Source organism: [Scytonema hofmanni] UTEX 2349 (assembly GCF_000582685.1).
Taxonomy (GTDB): domain Bacteria; phylum Cyanobacteriota; class Cyanobacteriia; order Cyanobacteriales; family Nostocaceae; genus Hassallia; species Hassallia hofmanni.
In genome coordinates, this window is the sequence record NZ_KK073769.1 from 57,287 (window position 1) to 82,816 (window position 25,530).

A 25,530-nucleotide genomic window follows, 5' to 3' on the forward strand; every position below is an offset into this window, starting at 1 on the left:
GTATTATACTGTTTTTTGCTGAGGTAAAGGACTGCTTTTGGAATCAGATATAATGATACTAATGCTACCATCAGCTTCTAAATACGCCTTTTTCACATCAGCTAAAAACTCTACACCCTGCTGACGTAATTGGCTCATCAACTCTTCTTCTGTAATTAGTTCGCGTTCCAAATGCCGCAATATTAGACTCCCATTTTTTACAAGTAGTAAAGGTGGGGGATTAAGAAACTGTTGAAACTTGGGAATTTTGTAGCCTAACCAGTTGAGCAAATAGCTCCAAAAAATAACAGTTCCGACTAAAATTGCTCCTTCGGTAATTGATGTATAAGTGCTTGCCATCGCATTTTGGGCAGCTTCCGCAAATAACACAACCACCAGCAAATCAGGAATTCCCAGCGTTCCCAGTTGCCTGCCGGGGAGAAAACGTAACACTGAAAACAGTGCTAAGTATACCAGCGAACCTCTAACAATCAGTTCCAAGACGCTCATGCTGGGGACAAAAATTGCCTGCCAATTGATTGAAAACCATCTCTGCATTATCACTATCAGGTGGGCAAACATAAATTTTTAGCCTTTAGTTATGAAAATCACTTATTTCTACCTCTCCGTTTTAAGCGTTTGGCTTGTGTCATTTTCCCAAATAGGCGATTAATAAAATTAGAATTTTTAGATGGTTGTCCAGTACGCTTGGATTTCATTCCTAGATTAGCACGAGCTTTATCAGTCATGGGGATAGCATTGTCAGCTGGAACAATTTGCGAACCGTATCTTCTAGCGTAAACTTGGGTAAACTCGGCACCAAAAAAGAGAATTTGGGCAGCATAATAAACCCAAGCGATGACTACCACTATTGAACCTGCCGCACCGTAAGTTGAACCAAAACTGCCGTTTCCTAAATATTGTCCTAAAACAAACCTACCGAAGGAAAATAATAGTGAAGTGATAGCAGCTCCAATCCAAACATCACTCCAGGTAATTTTTACATCTGGTAGAACTTTAAATATTAACCCAAACAGCACAGTACTAATTGCAAAACCAAGTAAGAAATTAACTATCTGCCAGATAAAATCAATACCTGGTATGACATTGTTAAAGTAACCTACCAATGCTGCTAATACTCCACTCACTACCAAGGACACCAGAAGTAAAAAGCCGATACCCAGAACCATCGCAAACGACAAAAAGCGATTGCGAACCATGTTTTTTACAGCGCGTCCTGGTTTTTGCTGTACTTCCCAAATTGTATTTAAAGCATCTTGTAGTTCAGTAAATAGACCAGTAGCACCAAATATAAGAACGACGATACTGATGATGGATGCGATCGCACCTTGTTTTGGTTGACTAGCATTTTTAATTGCCTCCTGGATGACTTTTGCTCCAGCTTCGCCAACTAAACCTTGAATTTGTGCGAAAATTTGACCACTTGCGGCATCTTCTCCAAATACTGCACCAGCGATCGCAATTACAATAATCAGCAACGGTGCGATCGAAAATATCGTGTAATAAGCTAACGCTGCCGATAATCGGGAGGCTTTATCTTTACTCCATTCTTCAAATGTCTCTTGGAATAGCCCCAAAATTGTCTTCACATTCATCAACAAGTCTCCTTTTGGCAGTATCTAGCTTGCTTTAGACTTAATTTATACTTAATCTCTCAAACCCCCACATCTGCCAGAAGGTGTTTTTTTTAGCGTCCTTGAGGCAGAAGTTCTCAAATTTTCCGTAAACAGGGTAAAACTAGATGTAGATTGTAATAACCGCAATACTACTGATGAAAAACATTTACAGGGTGGCTGACTATTTCACTACATTAGTAGATACCAGTATATAATCATAAACTTATCATGCGTACTTTACGATTTACTCAGCGCTTTTTTCTTTTGGTTACTCCTTTGATAGCTACTTCTAGCTTAGTAACCTCACCCAGTCAGGCTGCTACACTAGCTTTATCTCAAGGAGAATTTTCTTTAAAAAACTTTAGTCTTGAGCCGGAAGTAACCGCAACTGTAAATAATGCTAACATCTCACTAAATGGCGAGGTATCAGCCACTAATAATGCAATCATAGATTTTCTCCTCGAACCACCAGAAGTAATTAATACATCTTTAAGTCAAGCCTTTGGTGAAAATAAAAATTATTTAGGATTGGCAAATGCTCAAGGTAAAGTTTTAGGTAACTTTTTTGTAGATGCTGGTCAATCTTTTTCTGTAGACTTTTCAGCATTTTTAGACTTAGAAACATCAATAGATGAACCCGCAGAGAATGCCAAGGCAAGTGCAGATATTTCTTTTTTGTTATATGACACAACTGATATTACCGACCCAAATCTTTTAGATGATTTTATTGATCAGATATTATCTAATGGCACGTCTAACATTCAAAAAAATCCTTTAGATTTCTTTTACCTAAATGGAAATTTAAATTCTTTCAACGATAATGATTTTATTACGAGTCAAAGAAGCCAAAACATCACTTTGTCTAATCAGGATACTCAGTTGAATTTTGGTGGCAACGCAGAATTTGCAACAGCTTCGTTTGAAGGTTCTTTAAAACGCTCTTTTGCTAATCCAACAAATTTAACTTTCATCCAAGTTAGAAGAACTCAGGTCAAAGTTTCAGTACCTGAACCCTCGACTAATCCAGCTTTACTTTTTTTATGTGCCTTAGTTGTCGTTGCTACTAAAGCAAAACTGAAAAAGACTACCTCAGCATAGTTGAAGCGAAAATTGTCCTCTTCAGATCCCCGACTTCTCTAAGAAGTCGGGGATCTTGTTTTTGAGGGTTACTATATTTTTCATTGCAAAATTTATACCATTAGGTAGAGAAACGCTTTCTGCCAATAGCAATATGAATAATGCTTTAGCTTGATGTTACATATTTAAATGTAAAGACGTAGTTAGGGGAATTTTATTCAACTAACTATTAATAATACCCAAATTCTAAATAAAAGATTTATGCAACTTACAAATAAAGTAGCATTGGTGACAGGAGCAGGTTCAGGCATTGCAAAGGCAGCGGCAAAGTTGTTTGCTAAAGAAGGTGCTAAAGTTGCTGCTTTAGGACGCACAAAGGAAGAACTAGAAGAAACTGTTGCCGAAATTCAAAGCAACAATGGTGAGGCAATTCCACTGATTGCTGATATTTCCCAGCCAGAAGAAATGCAACAAGCAGTTGAGCAGATTGTAGATAAATGGGGACGTTTAGATATTGTATTTGCCAATGCAGGAATTAATGGAGTTTGGGCACCGATAGATGAATTAACACCCGAAGAATGGGACAAAACAATCAACATCAATCTGAAAGGAACTTTTTTAACAGTTAAGTATGCTGTACCTCACCTGAAAAAGCAGGGTGGATCGATTATTATTACTTCTTCTGTCAACGGGACACGCATGTTTAGTAATAGTGGTGCTACTGCTTATTCTTGTTCAAAAGCTGCACAAGTTGCCTTCGCAAGAATGGTTGCTTTAGAACTTGCTAAACACCGCATTCGTGTTAATGTGATTTGTCCTGGTGCGATTGAAAGTAATATTGGTGACAGTACCCAAACACGAGATTTAGAAAAGATTAAAGTACCAGTTGAGTTTCCTGAAGGTAAAATTCCTTTAACTGATGGCAAACCAGGAACATCCGAGCAAGTCGCACAATTGGTGTTATTTTTAGCATCAGATGCTTCTAGTCATATCAGTGGTACGCCAATTTGGATTGATGGGGCTGAATCTTTGATAAAAGCTTAGGAGTAACCTGAATTATATCATGACATATTGTAGAGACGTTCCGGCGGAACGTCTCTACGCTGAATTTAGAGATGAAAGCATTCAAATTATAAAGTCCAATTGTCCAAAACTAAATTGGGTACTTGACAAAAGTCCCGATTGTTCCGTGTTACCAGAATTCCATTCACAGAAAGAGCGATGGCAGCAATCCGTAAATCCTGCCGACCAACTTTAATCTTTTGATTGAGTAGATTCGTATATAATACCTGTGCTTCAGGATTCAAGAAGGCAGAAGGCATTCGTGCTGAGGGCAGAAGGAACCAATTGGGAGGGGATTGTGACCCCTCCCAATTGGAGGCTCCCAATATCGTTGCATTTGGGAGGGGCTTCAGACCCTTACTCCTTTCAGTCGTGGGCAGAGGACACTTATACATTCCTTCTGCCTCCTGCCTTCTGCCCTCTGCCTTTCCCGGTGAATCTTAAAATATTGAAGCTTTTCAAACTATCAAACGTTACCTGTAGTTTCTCATAAGCCGAAACCAAATCATTAGCAGTAGCTCGTCGAATGACTTGAAATCTCCCACGAATTTGTTCTTCAACAGTGATAATTGTAATCGCGATTTCACTAGCATCAACACTGTTTAAATGACGAGCAATTTCTAAATTTCCTCTTTGAAAAAGAGAAACACTATCAGTATCGAGAATCGAAAGACTCAACTTGCTTCCCTCTGCGTATCAGAATCTGCTGCATCCAATTCTTGACGATACTCTTGAATATACTGCTGAACTGCATCAAAGTCTGGATCATCTTTGAATACCCCTGCAAATTTCATCCAAGGTCTTTGAAATTGCTCAGTTTGAGGTAATTTGATTTCCATCGGAATTACTTCAACTTTGTCCATACGCTGAACCAAAAGCTCTTTTAGCATCAAGAGTGCTTGTTCGCGAGTTGCTGCTTCGACATTATACTGTGGAAGTTCCAAAACAGATGCGATCGCACTACCATCTTCTCTAGTTTCCAGCAAAATGTTGACTTTTAAATTTGCTGTCTGTGATTCTGCTAAAGTATTGATTTCCATCAAGTTTGCACTCTCACTCATTTATTAAAATCATAGCTTTAGTCTTGCTGTTGATCGCAACATTGCTACTGCATTCTATCGATTGTGCGATATTGAATTGCTTCTGCGACATGATTTGCTTTCAGGTCATCATCTCCCGCCAAATCTGCAATTGTGCGTGCTACTTTGAGAATGCGATCGCTTGCTCTTGCCGATAAGCCTAATTTCTTAATTGCGGCTTCTAACAAATTGCGACTAACATCATCTAACTTACACCATTTGTGCAGATGTCCGCTCTGCATATGTGCATTGCAACGCAGATTAATTTCATCTTTGAATCTATTTGTAGTTCTTTCTCGCGCTTGTTGTACCCTCTCCCGCACACTTGCAGATGATTCTCCTGTGGGTTGTTGAGTAATTTCCTCTGCCTTCAACCGATTAACTGCAACTTGCAAATCAATTCTATCCATCAACGGACCCGAAAGCTTTGCCCAATATTGTTCTCTTTGTCGTGGCGAACATGTACACTGTTGGATAGTATCGCCATAATAGCCGCAAGGACAAGGATTGGTACTTGCCACCAATGTAAATTGTGCGGGAAACGTTACCGATTGCTTTGCCCGTGATATGGTAACGTAACCATCTTCCAAAGGTTGACGGAGAAATTCTAAGACATCACGTTTAAATTCTGTCAATTCATCCAGAAAAAGAATACCTCTGTGTGCTAAAGATATTTCTCCAGGACGGGGAAAACTACCACCACCAACTAGGGAAGGACCAGAAGCTGAGTGATGAGGACTGCGAAAAGGGCGATCGCGTACCAAAGTCCCGCGATTTTTCAACAATCCTGCCACCGAATGAATCTGCGTCACCTCCAAAGCCTCAGCGAATACCAAAGGTGGTAAAATGGTCGGTAAGCGCCTAGCTAACATCGTTTTACCACTACCAGGTGGTCCGACAAAAATTAAATTGTGTCCCCCAACTGCGGCAATTTCTAAAGCACGACGCGCATGTGCTTGTCCCTTAACATCGTTTAAATCTGCGCTGCTAAAGGAATCTAAAGGCTTAGGTGATATCTGTGATGTATTATCAAACTCCACAGGTTTATGAGAACCTGGATTATTTAAAAAATGTACCACATCAGATATATTATTAAAGCCATAAACTTTCAATCCTTCAACCACAGCAGCTTCTTGGGCATTATCAACCGGGACAACCAAACCTGTAATTCCCATCTTTTCAGCAGTCGCAGCGATGGGTAGAACACCGGCAACAGCCCGTAAATTTCCATCCAGGGAAACTTCTCCTAAAAAAAGATAATCTCCCAACAATTCAGCGCTGATTTGTTCCGAAGCTGCCAAAATGCCCACGCTGATAGGCAAATCAAAACAGGGACCTTCCTTGCGTAAATCAGCCGGGGTCAGATTAATTACAATCTTTCGCATCGGAAAGGCAAAACCAGCATTTTTCAAAGTTGCCTTGACTCTTTCTTTCGATTCTTGTACAGCAGCGTCGGGCAATCCTAACACGATAATTCCCGGCAAACCCCCCGATACATCGACTTCTACACCAACCTTAACGGCGTCGATGCCAACAATTGATGCACTCCAAACTCTCGCAAGCATATATTCCCTAGAACGATTATTAAGTTATGTATCAACCAGCGTTGAGAATGACTGAAATCCCATCCTGTATCTGCGTCAATTGCTGACGCTGTTGGTAAATCCAAGCTTTTTCAGCTTCACGCTGTTCTGGTGTTTCTTGCTGATATCGCTCTTGTTGCTCTAGGAAGTCATTGTAAAATGCGATCGCTTTTGTCATAGTTTCAGTCGCTAATTTAATTCTGTCATCAAAAATGGCTGTGATAAAGTTCTCAATTTCTACGGAAACGTTATTTTGAAACTTAACAACGTCAACCCAGCAGATATCACCCCACGGCTCTACCAAAGCTTTTAAATTTTGGCTAACACTCATTTTTAACTCTAAATGATATTCAGGTAAATTTTCTATGGGATTATTGAACTTATTTTCAATTTCAATAATTATTAAGTCTATCTGTTTATTTAAGTCAGCTTTTTTCTGCTGGTCTAGCATATTGACATAGTACTGGCATGATTCTAAATTCATATTTATAAGTTTTTGATAAACCAAAATTAATCCTTCTTCGATTATTCGAGCTATTTTTTCATATAAATTGTTTACGTATAACTTAATATCATTACTAAAATATTTTTTATCATCCCAACCGACTCCTTTCTTCTGCTGACCTTTTGCATCAATAAACCATTTCGTTCTCAAGTACTCTATTTGTTTATCCCAAGATTGTTTTGCTTGTTTGACTGCTTCATTTTTACATTGAATTCCTAGTTGCCGAATTTTAATAGAACGCCCACTAATCTCCCCAAGCTGTTCCCATATTTCAGGTTTTGCTGCTGACGCAATCATTGGCTTGCTCTGCCAAATATTCTCAGCATGGTATAGATCGTTAGAACAGACTAAAATTAACTCTTGGAGTTTAGTAGCCGATTTTTTTAGTTCTTCAATACACGGTTTAACTGAGTTTTTCAGACTTGTAGCAGATTGCTTAATTTCTAAAGAATTATGCTCATCCTTCAATAATTGCTCAAAAGATTGGGTAATATTCTCAAAGGTGTTGAAGTAGTTATTCACAATAATCTTTTCCTAGAATTGATATATAGCGGTTTGGAATTGAATCCAATACACTCTGACCTCTCCCCAACCCCTCTCTTACGAGGAGAGGGGCTTTTTCCCCTTCCCTTGTAGGGAAGGGGGTAGGGGGTTAGGTTTGTATTTCACTCAACCGAGAACTGATATAGTTGCTCGTAATTTAATATGCCCAGATTTAACTGAAACTAACTACGTAAAAATACCGTTATCTTTGCCAATAGGACAAGCTAGGCTGTAAAAAATTATCTTTAAACCCTTTAAAAATATGCTGTTTCAGTTTGCTCCTGCAATCCAAGCGCTAATTGACTCTGGAAAGTATGAGATTGTTCGTAATACAGTTACAGGTCAGTTACTGGGCATAGTTAGAGACAAAGCAACAGGTAAATTTGTAGCTCAGGCAGTTGGTCTTGGAACCAACGTAATTGGTTCTCCTGTTAACCCTTTATTTGCCCCTGTACAGGTAGCTATGGGTGGCTTGGAGATGATTCAAACTCACCTGGGATTTCAAAAAAACTACGCAATGCTTAACGCGCTCCAGGTAAGCGTAGGAGTTTTACAAGCAACTACAGCGGTGATAGGTGTTGGAACTGTAGCAGCTGTAGTCTTATCAGCCGTGAACCTGCACCAAACCTTGAAATTGAGGGAAGACGTGAAGCTGCTGCGGTTGGAAGTTAAAGACGGCTTTATTGATATGAAAGAAGTCTTAGAAGACCAAGGAGCAGAAATTCTAAAACACATTGACCAGGTTGCCCAGGATATTGAGTTTAAGCATCATCGCACCATTCTAGCTCAGGCTTATGGACACTTTATTGAGGCAGTTAATTGGCTTAGAAATACATTAATGTTACCAGATGCAACTGATAGAAATGCGGCTCTTGTCGGTGTAGAAGGAATGTTACGTAAAGCTATAGCAGATTATAACAATCCGCAATTATATAATGATATCTGTGCTGCGGGAAAACTGCGTAGATTCGAGTGCGCTTGGGCTATTGACCAGACAATTACCTTGACATATCAACTGCGGGGTGCATATGAAGTAGTGAGCGATCGCCTTTCAATTCTCCAAGCTAAAATCCGTCAAGATAGCCTTAGTTTAATTGATTTGTGTAAAACAGATGATGAGCTTGATTTTCTCTTTCCTGAGATTGCGCGGATTTGCGACCATGATTTAGCCGTACTAAACTCGTGGCAAAATAATGTAAATTGGAAGCGCTTACTACCTCCATCAGAAATAAAACTCCTCCAAAGTGCTGATTTTGATACTTCAGAAGTTAGTGTTGGCACTGATGCGATCGCTGACCCAACTGCCGATTCAATACCCCCAGAAGTATTACTTTATGAGAAATTGAAGCAAAAATCTCATTCAGCATCTCTGCGAGATCAGCTAAAATTTATGTTGAAGCCTAACTTACGTCAAGGGCATGAATCCTACATTAGTCAGCAAGCAACAGCGTCTGGATATAAAGCTTTAGCCCCTTCAAACTGGCAGGAAATACCAGATTTCACTGTTGCCAACCTCTACTGGTACTTCAAACATCAACAACCACTAGCCTCATAACACAAATTCTCCGCGTACCTTTGCGCTTACCTCCGCGTGCCTTTGCGTTTAAATCTTAACCCTCAATTAATTTTACGCAAAGCGAAATACAAAACATGACAGAATCTGTAGCAGATGAGCAGGTAAATCGGCATGAGTGAAACCACAGACACGATTTTCGGTAAAATTATCCGTCGCGAAATTCCCGCAGACATTGTTTATGAGGATGATTTAGTACTGGCATTTAAAGACGTTCAACCCCAAGCACCGGTTCATATCCTTGTTATTCCCAAAAAACCCATTGTCAAACTAGCTGATGTCCAAGAAAGCGATCGCGATCTTTTAGGGCATCTTTTATTAACCGTAAAGCGCGTTGCCGAAGAAGTTGGACTCACCAACGGTTATCGTGTTGTCATCAACACAGATTCTGATGGTGGTCAAAGTGTCTATCATTTACATTTACATATATTAGGAGGGCGTCACATGGCTTGGCCTCCTGGTTAATAAATATTAACTATGCATTACCCAGAACCCTTGTAGAGACGTAGCAATGCTACGTCTCTTTCTTTTTCCACGTCTATATTATAGAGGAACAATTCACCGCGTCTCTAGCTTATATAAGAAAAACAAATGACTCACATAATACAAAATTAATTAAAAAACCTTTACAAATCTAAACTATTCCTCTAATCTAATAAACAAGAGGGGCAAACACCTACCTCCCAAATTCATACACAAATAAAGCAATCATAAACTCATGACCACTACCTTACAAAGACGCGAAAGCGCCAACGTATGGGAGCGCTTCTGTACCTGGATCACCAGCACAGAAAACCGCATATACATCGGCTGGTTCGGTGTATTGATGATCCCCACCTTGCTAGCTGCAACCACCTGCTTCATCATTGCGTTCATCGCAGCACCTCCAGTAGACATCGATGGTATCCGCGAACCCGTAGCTGGTTCTTTGATTTACGGAAACAACATTATCTCTGGTGCAGTTGTTCCTTCCTCCAACGCAATTGGCTTGCACTTCTACCCAATTTGGGAAGCAGCTTCCTTAGATGAGTGGTTGTACAACGGTGGTCCTTACCAATTGGTAGTATTCCACTTCTTGATCGGCGTATTCTGCTACCTCGGTCGTGAATGGGAACTTTCTTACCGCTTAGGTATGCGTCCTTGGATCTGCCTAGCATTCTCTGCTCCAGTAGCAGCAGCAACCGCAGTATTCTTGATCTACCCAATCGGACAAGGTTCATTCTCTGACGGTATGCCTTTGGGTATCTCTGGAACCTTCAACTTCATGATTGTGTTCCAAGCAGAACACAACATCTTGATGCACCCCTTCCACCAATTAGGTGTAGCTGGTGTATTCGGTGGTAGCCTATTCTCTGCAATGCACGGAAGTCTAGTAACCTCTTCCTTGGTTCGTGAAACAACCGAAACCGAATCACAAAACTACGGTTACAAATTCGGTCAAGAAGAAGAAACCTACAACATCGTTGCAGCACACGGTTACTTCGGTCGCTTAATCTTCCAATACGCTTCATTCAACAACAGCCGCTCTTTGCACTTCTTCTTGGCAGCATGGCCAGTAGTTGGCATCTGGTTCACCAGCTTGGGTGTAAGCACAATGGCTTTCAACCTGAATGGTTTCAACTTCAACCAATCAGTAATTGATTCAAGTGGTCGCGTCATCAACACATGGGCTGACGTAATCAACCGCGCTAACTTGGGTATGGAAGTAATGCACGAGCGCAACGCTCACAACTTCCCTCTAGATTTGGCTGCTGCTGACTTCGCTCCTGTAGCATTGACTGCACCTGCTATCAACGGTTAATCTTCAGAGACGTTCCAGTGGAACGTCTCTACAAATTAAAAAGCGCCTCCCGAAATTTCGGGGGCGCTTTTTTGTTAGAATACTTATTCCAAGAAAATTCCCACTCTATCGAAAGCTGTAGCGATCGCTTGAAGCTTTTCATCCCTGTTAGGATTGTTGCGAAATAGGGTTTTTCCCACTTGCTGAATAGCACGACGGCTATCAATGAAAGTAGAGGTTTCACCCAGTTGTATTAATGCTTGATAAAAAAGTACAGCGGCAGATTCTGGATCGAAAAGATAGTTATTTTCATTATCTTGCGAAGTCAGCAAATTATAAGCTGCTTTATTGTGAATTCCGCAATTAAAGTGAACTCCACCGTGATCGTCACGCAAATACTTGTAATTGTTCATGTGTTGGGGATGACCGTATCTAGGGGGAAAACTTAAATCCCTAATTGCTTGACCGTTTTGACCAAATCCGCGTCCTATTTCCCAGTTCCACATGCCAATATTAAGTATGTTGTAATTAGCAACTAAGATAGCAAAAATATCTGCGAAGGACTCGTCCAGTGCCCCTGATTCGTCTTTATATACAAGCTTGGCAGTCCAACTGGTCAATCCGTGACCAAATTCATGAGCAACAATATCTTGAGCTATAGCTAAAGAACGCAGTTTGTCATTTTGGATAAAACACTGCCCGAAAAATGCTTGCTGTAGGTGATCGTGCCAGTAAGCACAGTTATCTTCTTGGTAATTGGGGTGAGGGTCTTCAACACACATAATACTAGAGATGTAAACTTCTGTTTCTTCATCTTCTAAAGAATGTTCCAGTACATCTCTAAAGAATCTTTTAACGTTAAAAACATTATTATGAGCGTTAAAGGTTTGCTCTTGAGGAGGATTGACTATTTCTCTACCGGGAAGAGCATTATCTATAGCATAATTAAAATAATACGTAAGTACCATCCACTATTGCATCCTCTAAATATATCCGTGGTTGCGGTTTATCTTCAGAAGAAAAGGTACGCTGTTGACTAAATTAATTAGTAGCTCTTCCTGATACTGCGCCAACCGAGATTCTCCCTGAAAACTTTATCTAATAGTCTTCACACGGGGTAGCTCAGAAACTAAATCTCCCGTATGAGCATCAATTATATAGTCTACCATTTCTGGTATTGATTCAGACTTAGGAGGAGCATTAGTATTTTGAAATGGGTTCTCAACGACATACACTAAGCGCCAGTTCTTAAATTTAGTGTCAAAGTAGTAATAGACACTGGCAGTTAAATCCAAATTTCCCAAATCATGCTTTGTCAGCTTCTGAATTAACTCCTTAAGTTTCTCAGGCTTCAACTTGGGGGATGCGTCAATGCCACTAGGATCGCCAATAGCTGAGTTGATTGCCAGCAAATCGTAGTTATCGTCAACTTCCAGTGTTACAAGAGCGCCATACACGGGAATATCTTTATACCTTTGGCGAAACTTAATTGTATATGTCTTAGTGCTCTGCCAAGTTTTAACGGATACCCCTTCCAACTTCGACTCGTGGATTGGTTTGTGAGATACAGCAAAACCTCTTGTAGGTTTAACTTCCAGTAATGCTTCCTCCAGTACTGGCATTAAGCTATCTCCCACTTCCTTGAACATGTCTATTAGCATTTTTCCTTCTAAGTCAGCTCTCCTCAGTACATTGACGAGATCATCAATACCATGAGGCTTGAATGCTGAAATTTGGTCATCGGTATGGAAAGTGAAAGTTTTCATACCATTTTTATTCATGAAGTTTGGTTTAATCCCGCTTAGTTGTTCTCGTGTTATGTGCGATTACTTGTTTATACATAATTTAGGGATACACTTCAAGGTGTACAACTAAAAAATTAGTATTGTACAAAATGTATAAAATTTAAATATGGTTAGAGCGATCGCAACACCATAATATAACCTAATTAGGCTTTAATTCTTTACATTAGCATATCAAGAGCCATTTTTTTGTATTTCTGTGTACATTATGTACAAAATGCAAGGAAAAATAATAAACTTTATGTACATTTAATTAAAGCGAACTCAAAAACTTAAGTATGGCAAAAACAACTAAAAAATCCGCAAATATGGATAACTTACCAAATCATGAGTCATCTGATCAAGATTTACAAAATTTAGGAAGACGCTCTCTTGAAGATCAACAGAGGGATAAGTCTGTATATAAATACTTATTGGAATGTTTAACTGACCTTGGGATAAATGAAAAGCGAGAAAACGCTAAACCCAATGAAAGCAGTATTGCTGAACAATGGGATCAAAAAAAGAACCGGATTTTTATCAGGCGTGTTTTACGTTCCGTACTTCCTGAATACTATAGTGAGGAAGAAAGAGTCTCTGTAGTTCCAGGATTAACTTTAGGTAAGTTAGTCGAAATTTTAGCCGGAATACAAACTTACTGGGCTAAAAAAAGATTAAACACTCCAGAATCTGAAGTTCCTCGAATTTTAACTAGAGCGGAAAAATTAAAAGCATTTCGCAAGTTTTATCAACTAACTCTGGAAGAAAAGGAAAAATTAAACCTTTCCGTACATCCAGGAGAACCAATGCTACAAGAATTTTTGGCAATTGTTACCGATCCGGTCAAGGGTTTAAAAACTGAAGATATCATACCTTTCTACAAAAGAGTTACAAATTTATTTTACAATTCCTTCAAAAAATTAGAGTTAAAAAATAAATCATATTTACCTTTGTTAATCACAGATATAATTAAAATAAATGTTGAAACTCTACTAGAAGACCATTATCAGGGAATAGTTCAAGACTTAAAGATACAAAAAACTAAAGAATTGGTCAACAAAGTTTGTCGTGAAATAAGTCGAATTGAGTTGCAAACAGGCTTTAGACAATATAAATCTCTTTTGAAAGATGATAGAGATGAGCTACAACCAGATATCAGCTTATTGCCTCATAATTTTATAGAACATTTAACTCGCTCTCTTGTAGAAAATGAGATACTCACCGATGAGTTTCCTATTCATCTTAAGCAATTAGAAATTAAAAAAATACATCCTTTACCTCTTTATGTAAAGACCGAAGAACAAAAGTTTGGCTTGCTCAATCCACTTTTGCTAGATGATGAAGAAGATAAAGAGGACGTTGTTGGGTTAGAAAGACAATTTGCTTATAAATTAAAAATACATTTTTATGTAAAAGTACCAGATAATTATCAAGCTTGGATTGAAGGAGAATATCATCAAATAAGTTTCTTTAATCAAAATGAAAATAAATTAGAGTTTTTTGAAGAAATTACTGGAATTGGCAGTCCTATTTATCATATTATTTCTGCAATCAATAGAGTATTATTCTCGGATATTCCCACATTAAGTAATTATTTACCAGTGGCTCGTAATCTTTTAACTAACAACGAGTTTTTTGGTAGTTCTAGTCTAGTTTGGTCTTATAGTTTAGTTAATCTCTGTAAGAAAGATGATATTGATAAAGCAATTAATCTAAATAAAAATTATGAGGAAATTATCCGCAGCGATGAAACTGCTTACGGTGAATACTGCGGTTTTGATTCTGTTGAAATAGCTGCTAAGGCTGCACTACAAGCTAGATTAAGAGCAATTAAACAGACTGGGATAAATCCTGTAGTATATCTTACCGAACTGTGCAATCGAGTCGAAGAAATTAATGCACTCAGAAAAGCAGAAAGTTATTTGGATTTTTATCCATTTTCTTTAAAAGCGATGGAAGGTTATTTAAATCAGACAGTTTTTCGAGGTAGATATCGTAGTGCGAATAGTCAGTTAAATTTTGTAGAAATAGATGAGGGAAAGCCTTGGAGTGCAGTTGCTTACAATGCTCACTTAAGTATAACTGAAAATTATCTCAAGGAAGGACTTTACCGGATTGCTAAGAAATATCTTGATGTTTTGATACCCCACATTGAAAATGCCAAAAAAGGTACTAATAAATGCTTTGATGATTTCATGTTTGCCAAATATGAGCTTTGTAAATTTAGATATTATTATTTGACAGATTTAGAAGATGTAGAAAATCGTCAATTACACTCAGATCGTGCTACTGCTACTCGATCAGCTACAGATAGTTTAGATAATGCAGAAAAATATCTGAAAAATATTTTAAAAAAGTATTATGCTATCAGTGCTTGTGTTCAAAGTAATTTTCATCCATTCTTTTATCTTTTATCAAGAGTATACGCGCACCGAGCGAAGCTTTATATATTTACATCTTCTTATACAGACCGTGCTGGAGGTAGATGGGATGGTCTGATAAAGCCTATAAGCCTTTTAGAAAAGGCACGAATTTATGCAGCTAGAGATGGGAATCCGGCAATTTATGCTTATTGGTCTGCGTACCAAAGTTGGTGCTATATTATGGTGGCTTATTTGGGAGATTATCAACCATCTCCTACAGAATTTACTAGAGAAGAATGTCTAGATTGGGCTAAACGACTGATAGAACATGCTTTAATTTGTTATAAAAATATTGGCAAAAAATCCTATCAACAGATTAAAGATAATGGGGGCAGAATAACGGAGGTGAGTATACATGGTAAATATTATAAAAATTACGGAGATATACTAATCCAAGTCGTACCTCTCATTCAAGAGTTAAGTGAGCAAAGCGCTGATTCTGAGCAGATTTACGAATCAGAAAATAATGTTATAAATATTGATTTTTCGATTTTGAAGAAAATTTGTACTGACGATAATAAATCTACCTACCTATTTGGAACACATTCATGTATTCTGTTATTTGGCATGGGAATGTTGGAACTATGTGATGATGAAAATGAAAGTCAACTAGCGTTAAGAATTAAAAAAGCTATCAGAATGTTTACATATTGTTCGGCAATCGCTGAAGATGGAAATAAAGGAAGAAGAAATCCTGATGATGAAACATTTTATTTAGAAAGAATCTTTAGTGAAGGAGATTGTTTAGTCAGAGGACTTTATCCTCACCGCTTAACTCAGTTTGCAGAGTTAGGAAAAATTTGGGCAGCTACCTGTAAATCTATTTTGCTTTTATATAATTCCACTTTTGATTGGCAAGAAATAAATCAGCTACTAAAGACTTTACCAACTAGCTCTAATCAATCTATTTTAGACAGTGCCTGTAGACAAAAACGATACAATGGACACTTAGAAAGCCATTGCGATCGCCTCGTTGATTATTTTGAACAACTCCAAGTTAAAAAACTTAGTTTTGACAGCTTAATGGAGATTCGCAACAAAATTGTTAGAGATATTTTCAAGATTATGCGTGGGGAGAGTGAGGTGAAAGTTTAGGATGTTTCCAATTCAAAAACTAAAGCTTTAGATTCCTCATAAACAATCAAATGTGAGTAAATATGTAAGTTGTTGTCCACCCAACTAGGCTTATGCATCCACCGAACCTTATGGTAGTTTAAAGTTACCCACATACATCGCAACATGACTGGAGAACTAAACTTTGGGAATAGAACTACGCAGTTTCGTCTTTCTCGACAGCCTGCAACCTCAACACGCAGCATATATAGGAACAGTAGCCCAAGGTTTCTTGCCATTACCAGGAGATACATCGCTCTGGATTGAAATCTCCCCTGGTATTGAAATTAATAAAATTACCGATGTCGCACTCAAATCTGCTTCTGTTCGTCCGGGAGTGCAGGTAGTTGAACGACTCTACGGCTTATTAGAAGTTCATTCTGCCTCCCAAGGTGAAACGCGAGCTGCTGGTCAAGCGGTTTTGGCAATGTTAGGAGTTAAAAAAGAAGAATGTCTGAAACCGCGTGTCGTTTCCACTCAGATTATCCGCAATATTGATGCTTATCAAACACAACTTATTAATCGCACGCGACGCGGACAGTTACTACTTGCCGGACAAACGCTGTATGTTTTAGAAGTTGAACCTGCTGCTTACGCTGCACTTGCCGCGAATGAAGCTGAGAAAGCGGCATCCATTAATATTCTTGAGGTGCAAGCTGTAGGGAGTTTTGGACGGCTTTACTTAGGTGGACATGAACGTGATATTCTCGCAGGTGCTCAAGGAGCGTTAGCAGCGATTGAAAGTGTCCCTGGTCGGGCAAATCTTCAGGGTGGGCGTCAGGAGTAAACTAAATATCATGGCAAATCAAGAGCATTTAGCTTTACTAAAAGCAGGTGCAGTTACATGGACTGAGTGGAGAAAGAAAAATCCCCAGATTGAACCAGACCTCAGCGCTGCGAACCTCTCTGGGTATAATCTCAGAGGTGCAAACCTCGAAGGGGTAAACTTGAGCCGGGTGGATTTGAGTAATGCTTTACTTGTGCGAGCAAACCTCAGTGGTGCTAACTTGAGCAGTGCTAATTTGAGCAGTGCTAACTTGAGCAGTGCTAATTTGAGTGAAGCTAATTTGAGTGTTGCTAACTTCAGCGGTGCTACACTGACACAAGCAGATTTGAGTTATGCCAATCTGATTGGAGCTAATTTGAGTGAGGCAAATCTGAAAGATGCTGCGATCGCTTATGCTAATTTAATTGGCACTGACTTGAGCAAAGCTAACTTGAGAGGTGCTGATTTAGAAGCGGTAAAGCTTTGTCGGGCTAACCTGTCTTTTGCAAACCTGATGGAAGCTAACTTGAGTGAAGCTGACTTAAGCCAAGCAAATCTGTATGAAGCGGAAGTAATCGGGGCTTATCTTTATAAAGCTGATTTGTACAAAGCTAATTTGAGTTCTGCTCACCTGGGTGGTGCTAACTTGAGCAAAGCTAACTTGAGTGAAGCTAACTTGAGCAAAGCTAACTTGAGATGGACTAACTTAAATGGTGCGAACTTCGCAGGCGCTAATTTGAAAGGCGCTAACCTCAGAGGAGCTAAAATTAAATGGGCTAACTTCAGCGGTGCCAATCTTCAAGAAACAATTATGCCTAAATAAATTAAGTGATATCGTACACATTTAATACAATAATGTAGAGACGTTCCGGCGGAACGTCTTTACAGGGTTTTGGATTTTATGCATGTACCTCATTTACCTGAAATATGCTGTACATATTCAAAAAATAAATGTAAAGATGCCAAATTTCGCGTCTCTAAACCGCGTATTGCACACAACCGAGAAGCGCTATAGACCTAGACGCGGAAAAGATGTAAAGCCAAAATCCCGAAAAATGTCATTATAGTAATAGTAGGAAAATACTGGAGATAAGGCAACGGTTTACGCACGTCCTTTAGCACGGTTAATTGAGCAACTGCAACGCTTGCCAGGAGTAGGTCCAAAAACTGCCCAACGTCTAGCGCTGCACATCTTGAAGCGTCCAGAATCAGAAGTAGAAGATTTAGCACAAGCTTTAATTGAAGCAAAAAAACAGATAGGCTTGTGTTCTGTCTGCTTTCACTTATCTTCTGAACCTGTTTGTGAAATCTGCCGCAACTCCAACCGTGACAATAGCACTATTTGTGTGGTTGCTGATTCTCGCGATTTGATTGCACTAGAAAAAACCCGCGAGTTCAAAGGCAAATATCATGTCTTAGGTGGGGTGATTTCTCCCATAGATGGAATTGGTCCAGAACAGTTAACTCTGCAAGCTTTGGTGCGACGGGTAAGTAAAGATAAGCCCAAAGAAGTTATTCTGGCAATCAGTCCCAGTGTCGAAGGAGAAACGACGACATTATATATTGGTCAATTAATCAAGCCATTTACCAAAGTGACGCGGATTGCTTTTGGTTTGCCTGTGGGTGGCGATTTGGAATACGCTGATGAGGTGACGCTAGCAAGAGCTTTGGAAGGGCGCCGGGAGTTAGATTAGTTATTAGTTTATTATGTAATACCAATTATTTGTGAAGACGCATAGAAAGAACCCCACCCTAACCCTCCCCGCAAGCGGGGAGGGAACCGGATTTTCCCCTCCACGCTCTTCGTGGAGGGGTTTCGCGGGGTGGGGTCAAATTCTATGCAGCTTCACAAATAATTGGTATAACTCTGTCATTAGCCACCTAATTAAGGTTCTCGAAGACAGTGGTAACACTACATTCTTTTATTGATCACCAAACTTTACAAAATCTTGCCAACTCCTATGAAGAAGCTAAGTGTCAAGCAAAAAAATTGGTTGTTATCCTTCCATGTTGCCTTTGGAGGTATTTGGTTTGGAACTGCTTTGTGTATGGTTATCATTGCCTGGAGTAACCGCAACACTGCGAATGGTGATGAGTTGTATGCAATAAATTCGATTCTCAAAGTACTAGATGACTTTGTAATTATTCCCTCTGCTAACTTATCGCTCTTTACAGGTGGACTGCTTTGTTGGCTGACGATTTGGGGATTTTTTAAACATTACTGGGTAATTGTTAAGTGGGTAGCAACGGTAACACTGATTGTCACAGGTACTATTTGGTTGGGTCCCTGGGTAAACGCTGTAACTGCAATTTCGGAAGCCGACAGATTACAAGCGCTGCAAAATCCGCTGTATATATTTGACCAAAAGGGAGTGATTATAGGTGGGATTATTCAGACTTTTTTTGTAAGTGCGATCGTTGCTATTTCAGTTCTCAAGCCTTGGGGTAGGCGCCATTTGAAGAAAGAAGAGGGGAAAGAAAGCGATAAATCGCTTACTACGACGAGCTAAAGTTTTATTGAAATCCCATGCTTAGTATTACCAAATCATGCCCAAATTTAAGACGAAACCATTTCAAATATTTTCTCCGGATAACGTGGCAGGAGAATCTAATACTTCAACTTTTTGCCCTTGTCTATAAATCTCAACTTGTCGAGATTTACGATTAATTAACAAACCTAAACGTACCCCATTATCTAAATATTCCCTCATCTTTTCTTGTGCAACCTTCAAACTATCACTTGGTGAAAGTAGCTCAATGACAAAATCAGGAGAAATGGGGGGAAATTTTTCTTTTTGTTCACCTTTTATCCAAGCAGCATCAGGTGAACGATCTGCACCATGAGTGGTCAGATCCCCAACTTCTCCAAGAAGTCGGGGATCTTGCAGACCATCAGAATTAATGACATGAAACACTAGCCTACAGACTATTCTATATAACGCTACGAACTTGTGAAATTCTGTATGTACTAATTAAGGCACTTATGGCTGAATCGTCTTCGCTGATTGGTTAAATAATAACTCCCGCGATTTCTCAATATCTAGCGCTTGATTTTTAAATGCTTCTGCCTTTTGATAGGCGCGAATTGTTGCCGGACGTGCTTTTATAGCTTCAAACCAGCGCTTCAAGTTGGGAAAATCCTCTAATTTCTGATTTTGGCGTTCATAGCCGACAATCCAGGGATAAGCGGCAATATCTGCGATAGAATAATCACCAGCGACAAATTCTCTATCTGCTAATCGCTTATTTAGCACTCCATATAAACGCCCTGTTTCATTGACATAGCGATTAATCGCATACTCAATCTTTTCAGGTGCGTATTGAACGAAATGGTGATTCTGCCCTGCCATTGGTCCGAGTCCTCCCATTTGCCAGAATAACCATTGCAAGGTTTCAACGCGATCGCGCAAGTCTGCGGAAATCAACTTACCGGTTTTCTCTGCCAAATATAATAAGATTGCCCCAGATTCAAAGACGGAAATCGGTTCACCACCAATTGCAGGTTCGCGGTCAATTATTGCTGGAATGCGATTATTAGGGGAAATCTTGAGAAAATCAGGTTGAAATTGCTCGCCTGCACCGATGTTTACCGGAATAATATTATAAGGCAATCCAACTTCCTCAAGGAATATGGTGATTTTATGTCCGTTGGGGGTTGTCCAATAGTAAAGCTCAATCATTTGTAATTCCTCCTGATTTGGTGATGATTTTACAGGTTATATCATGTCCTAATAATCACACATACTGTAGAGACGTTCCGCCGGAACGTCTTTACCGTGTTAACCTTCGTAGGGGTTGCCTAATCTGTCTACAAAGACGTTGTAAGGAAATGGCAAACGACCGGGATTGAGACGTGGTTCTGCTGCATAACCAACAGGAACAACAACAGCGATCGCTAAATCAGGATTCTCAGCAGCACCAATTACTTCTTTTACTTTGTCTTCAATCCAGCCGTTCATGAAACAGGTGGATAAACCCAGACTTTCTGCCGCTAATACTAAGTGTGTCGCTGCAATCATCGCATCTTTGATGGCGTATTCTCGTCGTTTGTCTCCTAGTGCGCCATGAAACTGCGGAATAGCTGTTTTAAAATAGTTTACCGTACCTTCATTCCAAGCGCCAGTTTGTAATCCCTGCTCATAAACTGGAGTTAAATCTTTTTCCCCAGCGTAGGGATCGCAAGCAAAAACAAAGCTAACAGGTGCTTGGATGATTTGTTGTTGATTCCAAGATGCTGCACATAAAGCTGCTTTTTGCCCTTCATCTTGGACAAGCACAATTCGCCAATCTTGAATATTATAACTGCTGGGTGCCGCTACAGTCAACTCAACTAGTTGATGTAGCAGTTCTTTTGATATGGGGTCTGATTTGAAACTTTTGATCGAACGACGTTGAGCGATCGCGCTTGGTACATCTAAAGATTGAACTTGCGTGATTGGATTCATGTATTTATGGGATAATAATCGAGGAAAGTCAGCACAAAGCAAGAAATTAACTTATTTCCTAGGCTTTGTTTAAAAGTTGCAGCTTTTTACAGCCAACTTGCATATTGTATCGGCAATGTAGCAATATTTTTCTTGCGAAGTTCTTGGGAAGCGTGATAAGCCCAGTAAGGGTCACGTAATGATTCCCTTGCTAATAATACAATATCTGCACGATTATTGCGGATAATTTCATCGGCTTGCATGGGGCTAGTAATCAATCCCACAGCAGCGGTAGCAATGTCGGCATCGTGACGAATCTTTTCAGAAAAGGGAATTTGCCAACCAGAACCAAAGGGAATATTTTTGATATCGGGAGTGTTGAAACCCGAACTACAATCAATCAAATCGACACCTTCAGCTTTTAGCTTTTTCGACAATTCCACCGAATCATCAATTGTCCAGCCGCCTTCTACCCAATCAGAACATGATAATCTAGCAGTTAAAGGCAAGCGATCAGACCAAACTTCCCTGACAGCGCGGGTTGTTTCTAGCAAAAAGCGAATTCTATTTTCAAAACTACCGCCATATTCATCTGTACGTTTATTAGATAGCGGTGAATAAAAGCTGTGTGCTAAATAACCGTGGGCAAAATGTAATTCTAACCATTCATATCCAGCTTCAAGCGATCGCACTGTAGCAGATCGAAAATTATCCTGTATTTGCTGAATATCTTCGTGTGTTATTTCATTGGGAACTCGCCATAACTTATCATTATCAAAGGCGATCGCACTTGGTGCTATTGTCTCCCAACCCCCTTCTTCATCTTTAAGAGAATTATCCCCTTCCCACGGACGTGCTGCGCTGGCTTTACGTCCTGCGTGGGCTAGCTGAATTCCTGGTACAGCACCATGTTCTTTGATAAACTTGTTGATGCGGTGTAGTGGTTCAATGTGCTTATCTGACCAAATTCCCGCATCTTTTGGTGTGATGCGTCCTCGTGGTTCCACAGCGGTAGCTTCAGCGATAATTAATCCTGCACCACCTACTGCCCGCGAACCAAGATGAACTAAATGGAAATCGTTAGCCATTCCATCATCTGAACTATATTGGCACATCGGCGAAACACCAATCCGGTTGCGTAATGTGACGCTTTTGAGTTGATAAGAATCGAATAAGTGTGGCATGATTTTTGTCCCTGTATTGTTTGCAGACAGCAAAAACTCTCTCAAACTCTCTCAAACTCTGTGTTCTCTGTGTCCTCTGCGGTTCGTTACTCCAAAGAGTGCGTAAGTCCTAGATAAAATTCAACAATCAATGCTGTATGTGCATATTGCTGCTCTCTTATTCACATTAGTAGAATAGCTCAACTAGCGATCGCTGGATAATCTGTGTATCCTTTTTCCCCACCACCGTAAAACGTTGTCGGATCTGGTTGATTTAACGGTACATTCAACGCAAAACGTTGAGGTAGATCGGGATTCGCTATATACAAAGTACCAAATGCAACTAAATCAGCCGCACCTGTTGACAAAACAGCATCACCTCTGCTTTTGTTATAACCGCCATTGACGATTAGTGTACCTTGAAAGCGCTCTTTCAGATGACTGGTTGGCACCACCGTTGCCCCATGTCTGATATCTGATTCTATCGCTTCAAAGATGTGCAGATATGCTAAATCAAATCTATTCAGTGCTTCAGCCGCATAACCAAATGTTTCCAACGGGTTAGAATCACGTATATCGTTCATCGTACCGCTAGGAGAAAGCCGCACCCCTACTCGGTTAGCACCCCATACATTAGTTACTGCTTCTGTTACTTCTAGCAAAAGTCGGGCGCGATTTTCAATTGAACCGCCATACTTATCTGTGCGTTGATTCGTACCATCGCGGAGAAACTGGTCAATTAAATAACCATTTGCGCTGTGAATTTCTACCCCATCAAACCCAGCTTCTAAAGCATTTACCGCTGCTTTGCGATACTGTTCTACAATCTCTGGAATCTCCTCAGTTTCCAAAGCGCGGGGAGTAACATAAGGTTTCATCCCTTCATAAGTTAACACTTGTCCTTGGGGAGCGATCGCACTCGGCGCCACAGGTAAGGCTCCATCCGGTTGCAAATCTGGGTGAGAAATTCTACCAACGTGCCACAGTTGCAGAAAAATTCTTCCTTTGTGCTGATGCACCGCATCTGTCACCAATTGCCAACCTGCCACCTGTTCTGCTGAATAAATGCCCGGTGTATTCGGATACCCCTGTCCTTGAGGAGAAATCTGAGTTGCTTCGGCAATAATCAGTCCAGCAGTTGCTCGTTGAACGTAATACTCAGCGTTTAGCTGATACGGAACGTTTCCCTCACCTGCCCTTCGTCTCGTCAAGGGAGCCATTACAATTCTGTTAGGTAATTCAAGTTCACCTAACTTGTACGGAGAAAGTAAATTGATATTGGTATTCATAAGTTACCTCTATTAATGAACGCTAGGGTGTACACACAAGTTATCGAATCACTAGCAGTCCTTGAATTACCCCACCCTAACCCTCCCCTTATAAAGGGGAGCCACTGCGTTGCGGGGGTTCCCCCCGTTGTAGCAAGTGGCGTGAGGGAACAAGATTTTCTAATTTCCCCCCAATACATCGGGGGGATTAAGGGGGGTAATTCGACTTGTGTGTACACCGTAGATTAATGAAGCAAGGAAAGAGGGGGAGATACGGGAATGGAGAGAAAGAAGAATTTTCTCCTTGTCTCCTAGTCCCCTTGTCTCCCTGTCTCCTAATCCCCAGTCCCCAGTCCCTAATCCCTAGCACCCAGATACTGTGCTAAAGTCTTAGTCAAGGTTGTTTTGGGTACTGCACCAACAACTGTATCTACTTGCCGACCACCTTTAAACACTAATAGTGTCGGAATGCTGCGAATTCCATAATGGCTAGCGACAGTGGGGTTTTCATCTGTATTCAGTTTCACTACTTTCACTTGTCCTATGTGTTCGCCAGCAAACTCATCGACTACTGGCGCCACCATCCGACAAGGACCGCACCAAGGTGCCCAAAAGTCCACTAACACGGGAATTTCACTTTCTAGGACTTCTTGCTTAAAGCTGGCTTCTGTTACGTTTGTAACGGATGACATAGCTGTCCTCCTGTAATATTCGTTAGTTCGATATAATCGAATAAATTAAATATAGTTTATTTTACGAGATTGTGCAACTATGAGATTTCTTTATCACCCAGACAGAAAAGATATTTCTTTACCAAGAGTGCTGTATGCTTTAGGCGATCCGGTGAGGTTGGAGGTTGTGCGGTTGCTAGCGACTGTGGGAGCGCAACCGTGTGCGGGGTTTGATTTTGCGATCGCCAAATCTACCATGTCTAATCACTTTAAAATTTTGCGCCAATCGGGGTTAGTCTTGACGCGCAAAGAAGGCACACAGCATATTAACATGCTACGGCGCGAGGAAATAAACGAATTGTTTCCGGGTTTATTGGATGCGGTATTGCGATCGGCTCAACCGATGCAAATTTGTCAAGAGGAAACGGGTATAAAAAGCGCTTCACTTTAAATAATGGTGAAAAAGGGAAACAGATTTTCTCAAGTTGCAAATGAAATGACACTGCTGACAACAAGGAGACAATTCTTTCTTCCCCTCCCCTCATTCGTGACAAGTTAACTTGCGATCGCACTCATCTTCTTGCGGCTAGGACGTTTGCGTTCTGATTTCTTCTTCAGTCCAACCGCTTGAGCTTCATCGCTATCTGTTCCATATTGCCCACGCACGACTTCTTTCATCGCTAATACAGTATTGTGAAATTCCCACTCTGCTAATCGGGCAGCATCGGCAGCAGCACGGTATAAAGTTAGTTTCTCGGTTTCGGCTTGTTGTTGCGTCAACATAGCCTGATAAGCTTCCTGTAACTTTGTCCTAGAGGCATCAGTACGGGGTGTATCATAGCTAGTGACGGTTTGCAAACCGTGCAATGAGTCAATATCTTGACTAATCAGATGAGGAGACAAGCGACGTGTTCTATCTGGAGTAGGCATAGTAGCATAGGTAATAAATTATATATTTAATGTACCCATTCAAACAAAATATATAACAGTAAGGTGAAAAAAAGGTGATTTAATGCTTGCAAGTCCATGCGATCGCATTATCATATCACGTCTGCTTGATTATTTACCCTTAAGCGCAGAACCCCACCCCGTCAAAGCTGTGC

General features: G+C 40.2%; 26 protein-coding genes and 1 pseudogene. 11 read left to right on the forward strand and 16 right to left on the reverse strand.

The annotated features are described in order from the left end of the window. Positions 1–3 precede the first annotated feature (3 nt). Together TOL9009_RS0130000 and TOL9009_RS0130005 are read right to left on the reverse strand one after the other, a co-directional pair. A complete protein-coding gene (locus TOL9009_RS0130000) occupies positions 4–537 on the reverse strand; it encodes a DUF421 domain-containing protein (protein ID WP_029637140.1) in 534 nt (177 codons plus the stop codon). A 50-nt stretch (positions 538–587) separates the two neighbouring features. Then, the gene (locus tag TOL9009_RS0130005; RefSeq protein WP_029637141.1) at positions 588–1,595 is read right to left on the reverse strand and encodes a YihY/virulence factor BrkB family protein; all 1,008 of its coding nucleotides are present in this window, start codon (positions 1,593–1,595) and stop codon (positions 588–590) included. Positions 1,596–1,844: 249 nt separating this feature from the next. Here TOL9009_RS0130005 and TOL9009_RS40975 point away from each other — a divergent pair, with 249 nt between their 5' ends. Both TOL9009_RS40975 and TOL9009_RS0130015 read left to right on the forward strand, forming a co-directional pair. Further along, complete coding sequence (locus tag TOL9009_RS40975) at positions 1,845–2,714, forward strand: hypothetical protein (RefSeq protein ID WP_063628728.1); 870 nt, start codon at positions 1,845–1,847, stop codon at positions 2,712–2,714. Positions 2,715–2,954: 240 nt separating this feature from the next. Continuing rightward, complete coding sequence (locus tag TOL9009_RS0130015) at positions 2,955–3,737, forward strand: SDR family oxidoreductase (protein WP_029637142.1); 783 nt, start codon at positions 2,955–2,957, stop codon at positions 3,735–3,737. A gap of 86 nt (positions 3,738–3,823) precedes the next feature. Here the strand turns inward: TOL9009_RS0130015 and TOL9009_RS40980 are convergent, their stop codons facing one another. From TOL9009_RS40980 to TOL9009_RS0130035, 5 genes are all read right to left on the reverse strand, one after another. After that, entirely contained in the window at positions 3,824–4,015 is a 192-nt protein-coding gene (locus tag TOL9009_RS40980; RefSeq protein WP_199341578.1) for a type II toxin-antitoxin system VapC family toxin, read from the reverse strand. Positions 4,016–4,142: 127 nt separating this feature from the next. Further along, positions 4,143–4,433, reverse strand: a complete 291-nt coding sequence (locus TOL9009_RS40985; RefSeq protein WP_186227724.1) for a PIN domain-containing protein — start codon at positions 4,431–4,433, stop codon at positions 4,143–4,145. Beyond that, entirely contained in the window at positions 4,430–4,816 is a 387-nt protein-coding gene (locus TOL9009_RS0130025; RefSeq protein WP_144238416.1) for a type II toxin-antitoxin system HicB family antitoxin, read from the reverse strand. Before TOL9009_RS0130025 ends, TOL9009_RS40985 begins: the two co-directional genes overlap by 4 nt. A 44-nt stretch (positions 4,817–4,860) precedes the next feature. Next, a complete protein-coding gene (locus TOL9009_RS0130030) occupies positions 4,861–6,399 on the reverse strand; it encodes a YifB family Mg chelatase-like AAA ATPase (protein WP_029637144.1) in 1,539 nt (512 codons plus the stop codon). Positions 6,400–6,430: 31 nt separating this feature from the next. Further along, complete coding sequence (locus TOL9009_RS0130035) at positions 6,431–7,444, reverse strand: hypothetical protein (RefSeq protein WP_029637145.1); 1,014 nt, start codon at positions 7,442–7,444, stop codon at positions 6,431–6,433. Between the two features lie 283 nt (positions 7,445–7,727). Here TOL9009_RS0130035 and TOL9009_RS0130040 point away from each other — a divergent pair, with 283 nt between their 5' ends. The 3 genes from TOL9009_RS0130040 to psbA all read left to right on the forward strand — a co-directional run bounded on the left by TOL9009_RS0130040 (position 7,728) and on the right by psbA (position 10,839). After that, positions 7,728–9,020 (forward strand): hypothetical protein, encoded by a 1,293-nt coding sequence (locus tag TOL9009_RS0130040; RefSeq protein WP_029637146.1) that lies wholly within the window; start codon positions 7,728–7,730, stop codon positions 9,018–9,020. A 132-nt stretch (positions 9,021–9,152) separates the two neighbouring features. Then, the gene (locus tag TOL9009_RS0130045) at positions 9,153–9,503 is read left to right on the forward strand and encodes a histidine triad nucleotide-binding protein (protein WP_029637147.1); all 351 of its coding nucleotides are present in this window, start codon (positions 9,153–9,155) and stop codon (positions 9,501–9,503) included. Between the two features lie 253 nt (positions 9,504–9,756). Then, positions 9,757–10,839 carry a photosystem II q(b) protein gene (gene psbA, locus TOL9009_RS0130050; protein WP_029637148.1) on the forward strand — a complete coding sequence of 361 codons (1,083 nt, stop codon included), beginning with the start codon at positions 9,757–9,759 and terminating at the stop codon, positions 10,837–10,839. A gap of 83 nt (positions 10,840–10,922) precedes the next feature. Here the strand turns inward: psbA and TOL9009_RS0130055 are convergent, their stop codons facing one another. Both TOL9009_RS0130055 and TOL9009_RS0130060 read right to left on the reverse strand, forming a co-directional pair. Next, positions 10,923–11,786, reverse strand: a complete 864-nt coding sequence (locus TOL9009_RS0130055; protein WP_029637149.1) for a M4 family metallopeptidase — start codon at positions 11,784–11,786, stop codon at positions 10,923–10,925. 126 nt (positions 11,787–11,912) lie between these two features. Continuing rightward, a complete protein-coding gene (locus tag TOL9009_RS0130060) occupies positions 11,913–12,599 on the reverse strand; it encodes a hypothetical protein (protein WP_029637150.1) in 687 nt (228 codons plus the stop codon). Between the two features lie 299 nt (positions 12,600–12,898). On the opposite strand from TOL9009_RS0130060, the gene TOL9009_RS0130065 reads away from it, so the two are divergent. From TOL9009_RS0130065 to TOL9009_RS0130085, 5 genes are all read left to right on the forward strand, one after another. Beyond that, a complete protein-coding gene (locus TOL9009_RS0130065) occupies positions 12,899–16,117 on the forward strand; it encodes a hypothetical protein (protein WP_051503151.1) in 3,219 nt (1,072 codons plus the stop codon). A 163-nt stretch (positions 16,118–16,280) separates the two neighbouring features. Beyond that, positions 16,281–16,922: a hypothetical protein gene (locus TOL9009_RS0130070; RefSeq protein WP_029637152.1), complete on the forward strand. Its 642-nt coding sequence runs from the start codon at positions 16,281–16,283 to the stop codon at positions 16,920–16,922. Between the two features lie 10 nt (positions 16,923–16,932). Beyond that, positions 16,933–17,724, forward strand: coding sequence for a pentapeptide repeat-containing protein (locus tag TOL9009_RS0130075; RefSeq protein ID WP_029637153.1), 792 nt, complete (start codon positions 16,933–16,935; stop codon positions 17,722–17,724). A 313-nt stretch (positions 17,725–18,037) separates the two neighbouring features. Then, positions 18,038–18,595 (forward strand): recombination mediator RecR, encoded by a 558-nt coding sequence (gene recR, locus TOL9009_RS0130080; protein WP_029637154.1) that lies wholly within the window; start codon positions 18,038–18,040, stop codon positions 18,593–18,595. 267 nt (positions 18,596–18,862) lie between these two features. After that, positions 18,863–19,411 carry a hypothetical protein gene (locus tag TOL9009_RS0130085; RefSeq protein WP_029637155.1) on the forward strand — a complete coding sequence of 183 codons (549 nt, stop codon included), beginning with the start codon at positions 18,863–18,865 and terminating at the stop codon, positions 19,409–19,411. A 63-nt stretch (positions 19,412–19,474) separates the two neighbouring features. Here the strand turns inward: TOL9009_RS0130085 and TOL9009_RS40990 are convergent. The 6 genes and pseudogenes from TOL9009_RS40990 to trxA all read right to left on the reverse strand — a co-directional run. Beyond that, positions 19,475–19,744, reverse strand: a pseudogene (locus TOL9009_RS40990) (Uma2 family endonuclease); the annotation flags it as partial. A gap of 138 nt (positions 19,745–19,882) precedes the next feature. Then, on the reverse strand, positions 19,883–20,581 hold the full coding sequence (locus TOL9009_RS0130095; protein WP_029637156.1) for a glutathione binding-like protein: 699 nt from the start codon (positions 20,579–20,581) through the stop codon (positions 19,883–19,885). A gap of 99 nt (positions 20,582–20,680) precedes the next feature. After that, on the reverse strand, positions 20,681–21,346 hold the full coding sequence (locus TOL9009_RS0130100) for a nitroreductase family protein (RefSeq protein ID WP_029637157.1): 666 nt from the start codon (positions 21,344–21,346) through the stop codon (positions 20,681–20,683). 86 nt (positions 21,347–21,432) lie between these two features. Beyond that, on the reverse strand, positions 21,433–22,509 hold the full coding sequence (locus TOL9009_RS0130105; protein ID WP_029637158.1) for an NADH:flavin oxidoreductase/NADH oxidase: 1,077 nt from the start codon (positions 22,507–22,509) through the stop codon (positions 21,433–21,435). 179 nt (positions 22,510–22,688) lie between these two features. Next, on the reverse strand, positions 22,689–23,777 hold the full coding sequence (locus tag TOL9009_RS0130110; RefSeq protein ID WP_029637159.1) for an alkene reductase: 1,089 nt from the start codon (positions 23,775–23,777) through the stop codon (positions 22,689–22,691). Positions 23,778–24,112: 335 nt separating this feature from the next. After that, a complete protein-coding gene (trxA, locus tag TOL9009_RS0130115) occupies positions 24,113–24,490 on the reverse strand; it encodes a thioredoxin (protein WP_398345577.1) in 378 nt (125 codons plus the stop codon). Positions 24,491–24,527: 37 nt separating this feature from the next. Here trxA and TOL9009_RS0130120 point away from each other — a divergent pair, with 37 nt between their 5' ends. Then, complete coding sequence (locus TOL9009_RS0130120; protein WP_029637161.1) at positions 24,528–24,878, forward strand: ArsR/SmtB family transcription factor; 351 nt, start codon at positions 24,528–24,530, stop codon at positions 24,876–24,878. 104 nt (positions 24,879–24,982) lie between these two features. Here TOL9009_RS0130120 and TOL9009_RS0130125 read toward each other — a convergent pair whose 3' ends face one another. Beyond that, positions 24,983–25,357 carry a hypothetical protein gene (locus tag TOL9009_RS0130125; RefSeq protein ID WP_029637162.1) on the reverse strand — a complete coding sequence of 125 codons (375 nt, stop codon included), beginning with the start codon at positions 25,355–25,357 and terminating at the stop codon, positions 24,983–24,985. Positions 25,358–25,530 lie beyond the last annotated feature (173 nt).

Excerpts from the sequence above, each read along its gene's own strand:
- TOL9009_RS0130000 (WP_029637140.1), bottom strand. The coding sequence starts at position 537 with ATGCAGAGATGGTTTTCAATCAATTGGCAGGCAATTTTTGTCCCCAGC.
- TOL9009_RS0130005 (WP_029637141.1), bottom strand. The coding sequence starts at position 1,595 with ATGAATGTGAAGACAATTTTGGGGCTATTCCAAGAGACATTTGAAGAA.
- TOL9009_RS40975 (WP_063628728.1), top strand. The coding sequence starts at position 1,845 with ATGCGTACTTTACGATTTACTCAGCGCTTTTTTCTTTTGGTTACTCCT.
- TOL9009_RS0130015 (WP_029637142.1), top strand. The coding sequence starts at position 2,955 with ATGCAACTTACAAATAAAGTAGCATTGGTGACAGGAGCAGGTTCAGGC.
- TOL9009_RS40980 (WP_199341578.1), bottom strand. The coding sequence starts at position 4,015 with ATGCCTTCTGCCTTCTTGAATCCTGAAGCACAGGTATTATATACGAAT.
- TOL9009_RS0130025 (WP_144238416.1), bottom strand. The coding sequence starts at position 4,816 with ATGAGTGAGAGTGCAAACTTGATGGAAATCAATACTTTAGCAGAATCA.
- TOL9009_RS0130030 (WP_029637144.1), bottom strand. The coding sequence starts at position 6,399 with ATGCTTGCGAGAGTTTGGAGTGCATCAATTGTTGGCATCGACGCCGTT.
- TOL9009_RS0130040 (WP_029637146.1), top strand. The coding sequence starts at position 7,728 with ATGCTGTTTCAGTTTGCTCCTGCAATCCAAGCGCTAATTGACTCTGGA.
- TOL9009_RS0130045 (WP_029637147.1), top strand. The coding sequence starts at position 9,153 with ATGAGTGAAACCACAGACACGATTTTCGGTAAAATTATCCGTCGCGAA.
- psbA (WP_029637148.1), top strand. The coding sequence starts at position 9,757 with ATGACCACTACCTTACAAAGACGCGAAAGCGCCAACGTATGGGAGCGC.
- TOL9009_RS0130055 (WP_029637149.1), bottom strand. The coding sequence starts at position 11,786 with ATGGTACTTACGTATTATTTTAATTATGCTATAGATAATGCTCTTCCC.
- TOL9009_RS0130060 (WP_029637150.1), bottom strand. The coding sequence starts at position 12,599 with ATGAATAAAAATGGTATGAAAACTTTCACTTTCCATACCGATGACCAA.
- TOL9009_RS0130065 (WP_051503151.1), top strand. The coding sequence starts at position 12,899 with ATGGCAAAAACAACTAAAAAATCCGCAAATATGGATAACTTACCAAAT.
- TOL9009_RS0130075 (WP_029637153.1), top strand. The coding sequence starts at position 16,933 with ATGGCAAATCAAGAGCATTTAGCTTTACTAAAAGCAGGTGCAGTTACA.
- TOL9009_RS0130085 (WP_029637155.1), top strand. The coding sequence starts at position 18,863 with ATGAAGAAGCTAAGTGTCAAGCAAAAAAATTGGTTGTTATCCTTCCAT.
- TOL9009_RS0130095 (WP_029637156.1), bottom strand. The coding sequence starts at position 20,581 with ATGATTGAGCTTTACTATTGGACAACCCCCAACGGACATAAAATCACC.
- TOL9009_RS0130100 (WP_029637157.1), bottom strand. The coding sequence starts at position 21,346 with ATGAATCCAATCACGCAAGTTCAATCTTTAGATGTACCAAGCGCGATC.
- TOL9009_RS0130105 (WP_029637158.1), bottom strand. The coding sequence starts at position 22,509 with ATGCCACACTTATTCGATTCTTATCAACTCAAAAGCGTCACATTACGC.
- TOL9009_RS0130110 (WP_029637159.1), bottom strand. The coding sequence starts at position 23,777 with ATGAATACCAATATCAATTTACTTTCTCCGTACAAGTTAGGTGAACTT.
- TOL9009_RS0130120 (WP_029637161.1), top strand. The coding sequence starts at position 24,528 with ATGAGATTTCTTTATCACCCAGACAGAAAAGATATTTCTTTACCAAGA.
- TOL9009_RS0130125 (WP_029637162.1), bottom strand. The coding sequence starts at position 25,357 with ATGCCTACTCCAGATAGAACACGTCGCTTGTCTCCTCATCTGATTAGT.